This window comes from Leptolyngbya sp. BC1307 (assembly GCF_002286735.1).
Classification (GTDB): Bacteria; Cyanobacteriota; Cyanobacteriia; order Phormidesmidales; family Phormidesmidaceae; genus Phormidesmis.
The window spans coordinates 1-4,364 of the sequence record NZ_NRTA01000100.1; the positions used below are offsets into that span (position 1 = coordinate 1).

The following is a 4,364-nucleotide window of genomic DNA, read 5'->3' on the forward strand; positions in this document are numbered from 1 at the left end:
GATCTTGGCTTTGACTGCACTCTACGCTGCCTGATGAGATCCTGATTACCCGACTACCCCGCTGTCGTCACTCGCCTATACCCACTGTCACCTAATACTAAAGCCGAGGAGAAGGCAGGGGCACTATCAAACTTGAGGTGATTGGTGAACATCACTCGCTTCTGCTTGAGAATGTCGAGTCGTTTGAGCAGGATAGGTTCGTCAGTATATTGTTCTTCCAGGCGGCGGATACGCTGAGAAAAAGCGGCTAATGATGGGGCGGCAAAGACCTGGTCGAAGTCGTTTTTAAGTTGCTGCCGGTCTTGCTAAGATGTCTCAGGATGCGCTTGGGCGAAGTCTTTGAGGGTGGCCGTGACCCGTTTACGACCGTGCAGATTGCATTCGATTAAATCAATCCCTGGAACGAGGGTTTGCCAAGCTATTTGTACGGGTCGCCAGCCATCCGTGGTCACCGACTCGGGGGTGTAAAAAACATCTGGTGCCCACAATACCTCGCTTTGAGCGGCGGCTTCAATCGTCCCTAAGGCATGGACAATCACCGCGTTGAAAGCGGCTTCATCGGTGTGTGCCATCCACTCGGTATACCAAATCAATTCTTCCTGGGACAGCAGAAATAGGTAAATTTGTTCCCCATTTAACGTGGCAAACTTCTCATCGGTGAGAATATGGGCGGGGGGGTAAGCCCCAGTCGCATGAGCAACAGTGACACCGGGATTAAATTGCCTAGCCATTGAACCAGATGCCACACCCAGCCTGGATGCCAACCCTCATCGGGATGAGACCATTCATAAATCTTCGCCGTCTCTCGCTGGCTTAAGCCCAGCCCCAAGCTCATCTCTAGCAGCTTTCCCAGGCAGTCGGTATCTTGTCGCCGATAGCGGGCAATGAAGCTCGGCAAGACCGTGAACACGGCTTTACAGCACCGGCACTTCGCCCGACAAATCGGCAACACCTCAATCTCGCCACCCCAGCCGCGCAACCGCCGATTGCGTTGGCTATGAACCGTATAGCAAGTAATGTCTGCGCAGTCTGGCTGATGCTGCTCGCGGCTGATTTGCGCCCTCAGCGGCGCTTGGATGTAGGCGATGTACGCTTGATGATGATCGCCTGCATTAATCAGATCTAGATACGCCTGTTGGGTCGCCCCAAAGTAGACAATCGCAGTCCGGTTTTGATTTTGACGCTTTGGAGGCATAGCTTTCTCTTTGTCAGGAATCTCTGAAGTCTATGCCCTCGCTGCGCTTTTGTCACTAGGCACCAATTCTAGATCTAGCTGGTTATCCAAGGCAGGTGTGCAAAACTGAGATGCACTCCTTTATGACGATCTCCTGAGCATGTAGTTGGCGGCCTATCAACGTTGCCAGATCGGGGTTGCCAGCGTCAATTAAGGCTTTATCACGAATGCGGCAAGAGTCGCAGCGCCCACAGGGCTCTTTACCGCCCTGATAGCATGACCAGGTTTCTGCGATCGGCACTCCCAGATGGAGGGCTCGATGAACAATATCCACCTTAGAATCCATTACCAAAGGAGCTATTAGAACTGGGGCATGGCCTTCTAAACCAGCCTTGGAGGAAATGTGAGCCAGGTGTTGAAAAGCCTGCAAATATTCGGGTCGGCAGTCGGGATAGCCTGAGTAGTCCACGGCATTAATCCCTAGATAAATCGCCTCAGCCCCCTTAGCCTCGGCCAAAGATAACGCAATAGAAATAAATACTGTGTTTCGCCCAGGAACATAGGTAGAGGGAATCATGTTTGACTGGATTCCGTCCTGAGGTAAGACTTCGTTCATATTGGTGAGCGAGGAGCCTCCCCATTGGGCCAGATTGACCTCCATCACGTAATGTTCCTGAATGCCAAGGTGGCCCGAAATCTTTCGAGCTGCCTCTAGCTCTCGATCATGGCGCTGGCCATAGCGAAAGGAAAGTGCTAAGGGTGTGTAGCCGTCGGCGATCGCCTGAGCCGCTGCTGTGGCAGAATCGAGGCCACCCGAAAGTAGGACAATGGCGTTGGGTTGGGGCATAGCTATTGGACTCCCAAGAATTTATGAGTTTGAAGGCTAACGCGCCACTGTGAATGTTTCAAGACGTAGGTAAACACTTTGTCTCGACTGCCAGGCGTTTCCCACTGGGGTTGCAGCAGTTTGGCAACGGTGGATGAGACCTGAGTGGCTTGCTGTTCGGCCCATTCCAAATCAACCTCATCTCCAATGACAACCTTGAGTTCGCTGACATAGGCATAAATGCTTGAATGGGGAGGCTTAAATCGCTTGGGCGAAAACGTCACCCAGTCAAAGGTGCCGCTAAAGGAATGAGCACCGGATGTCTCAAGGTGTGTCTGGAGACGCGCCTCTTTGAGTTGCCCAGTTAGAGCAGAAAGATCGTGCATCAAGGGTTCTCCCCCCGTGATCACGACAATTTCAGGATTAGCTGATCGGGCCTCAGCAACTAATTCCTCAAGGGTTCTCAGCGGATGACGCTTTGGGTTCCACGATTGCTTAGTGTCGCACCATGGGCAACCCACGTCGCACCCAGCTAACCGGATAAAGAAGGCACTGGTACCTGCCCACATCCCTTCCCCTTGAATTGAGTGGAACGTTTCAACAACAGGCAGAGCCAGTGGTGAAGATTCAACTGTCTGGGAGATCGTGATCGAGGAGGTCATTTTCATCTACAGCGTGAACAGCACCAGACTCGGATTTCTGCTTGAGCGCTTAATCATCTTCATACTCAACCCAAGAATTCGGCGTTTCCGAGACCGCCACTTTTAGCTGAATGCCTTCAGGGAGAGACTTTTTCGTCTTTTCGTAGATGTACTGGGCAATCATCTCGGCAGTGGTTTCGTAGCCTTTAGGCAGCACATCATTCAGCACACAGTGGTCTAACCCACCCTTGAGCATGTCTTTTTTCGCCCAGCGCAGGGTACGAAAGTCAGCCACCATAACCGGATGAGGGCAAAACTCCGACGCCCTCAACTGAGATGTGGTGGCCTCAACGCGCACCTGATAGGTATGCCCATGCATCCGCCCGCAAGGACCGTCATAGTTTTTGATGTAGTGGGCGGCATCAAAGGAAAATTCTGTTTTAACGCTCCACTTGGGCATAACGTATGGCCTCAGTCAGTATATAGTACAAACATTCTATTTTGAGGCCAAGCTTTAGCAGCACGCTCATCAAGACTTGCTCATTCTAAGGCAAATCTAGATATGGCGTTGTGAAATATGAATTTGGATTTCTTAACCCTATATTAAGCGCTTGCGAGTCTAGAAGTCGCTGAAAGCAACACGGTCTACCGATAGAGGCACTAGGATGGATAGTAGACGGTCTGAATCTGTCAGATCTGGGTATCCAAATTGGCTGGAAGCAGGATCAAAGCAACCTCCCCCATTCTGCTTTTTCTTAAGCCTCCTGGAATAAGACTTCCAACTCCTCAACCCCTTTCATGAATCGCGCTCTGTGATGAATGGCGCTGACTTAAGGTAATTATCAAGCGGCGATAAGCTTTTGTGGCGTGGTTTAAAAACCGCCGATTTTGGGTCACACTTGCAGCCTAAAATAGACCACCGTCGTCGATGGCCCAGCCTACTAATTGATTCAATTTCTAAGCTCTCTGGAACCGCTTAAAACCAAGGAGTTCGAGCAAATGTGGGTGAGGCTGGCCAGTGAGCAACTCCGTGGGACTTTTCCCGACTCGCTCCGGTACCCGAGAGCGGATGAAGCAGCGGTGTGCGATTCGTTCCTGTACGAAAGGCTGAAAAGCTAATAAGGCAGGGCTTCTAAGAGATAACCCACTCAGGGTGGAGTTCGCACTTTAATCTCTCTTAGATGACAACTTGATGCTCTTATAGGTGATGCCTCTGACCAAGCCCAGAAAGCTAGTCCTATCCGCCCGGTATAAGGCGTGACAGCATAGCCCTCATTTCAACGGTTTAGCGCCAATGGGATGAAGCAGGGTTAAACGTCGGTATCTGGAAGCCTAATCTGGAAACCCGGCTAGCACGTGTGTATGAGTAAAGCCCAAAGGGCCTGAATGTATGACCGAACCATCGTCATTCATAACCAGTGAAAAGGCTGATGAGAATCTAAGGCAATGCCTGAACACTCAGGACACTGGAAACAAAAGTTACCGATTTCTAGGCCCACTCATATCGCTAGGGTGGGATTTATATCCAAAACGAAATCCGGTGGACAGTACAACTCTAACCACACAACCCAAGAACATCAGGAACGAAGTAACCTGACCAATTTTCACTCTAGAGGGTCGAATATCTAGAGCAGGTACTAAACCAAAAGGATTGGCAGGCAGGATGGTCTAAGAAGCCAACGCCTGGGGTAATGCTCAGGATATGCAGACGTAGACCCGATAG

The 4,364-nt window shown here is 50.8% G+C and carries 5 protein-coding genes; all 5 read right to left on the reverse strand.

All coding sequences use genetic code 11. The annotated features are described in order from the left end of the window. Positions 1-305: 305 nt before the first annotated feature. On the reverse strand, positions 306-572 hold the full coding sequence (locus CKL79_RS21915) for a hypothetical protein (RefSeq protein WP_121971643.1): 267 nt from the start codon (positions 570-572) through the stop codon (positions 306-308). A 62-nt stretch (positions 573-634) separates the two neighbouring features. Beyond that, positions 635-1,195: a DUF6431 domain-containing protein gene (locus CKL79_RS21920; RefSeq protein ID WP_121971644.1), complete on the reverse strand. Its 561-nt coding sequence runs from the start codon at positions 1,193-1,195 to the stop codon at positions 635-637. A gap of 82 nt (positions 1,196-1,277) precedes the next feature. Next, positions 1,278-2,021 (reverse strand): 7-cyano-7-deazaguanine synthase QueC, encoded by a 744-nt coding sequence (queC, locus tag CKL79_RS21925; protein WP_121971645.1) that lies wholly within the window; start codon positions 2,019-2,021, stop codon positions 1,278-1,280. 2 nt (positions 2,022-2,023) lie between these two features. Next, positions 2,024-2,662 carry a 7-carboxy-7-deazaguanine synthase QueE gene (locus tag CKL79_RS21930; RefSeq protein WP_121971647.1) on the reverse strand — a complete coding sequence of 213 codons (639 nt, stop codon included), beginning with the start codon at positions 2,660-2,662 and terminating at the stop codon, positions 2,024-2,026. Positions 2,663-2,711: 49 nt separating this feature from the next. Then, complete coding sequence (locus CKL79_RS21935) at positions 2,712-3,101, reverse strand: 6-carboxytetrahydropterin synthase (RefSeq protein ID WP_121971646.1); 390 nt, start codon at positions 3,099-3,101, stop codon at positions 2,712-2,714. Positions 3,102-4,364: the final 1,263 nt, after the last annotated feature.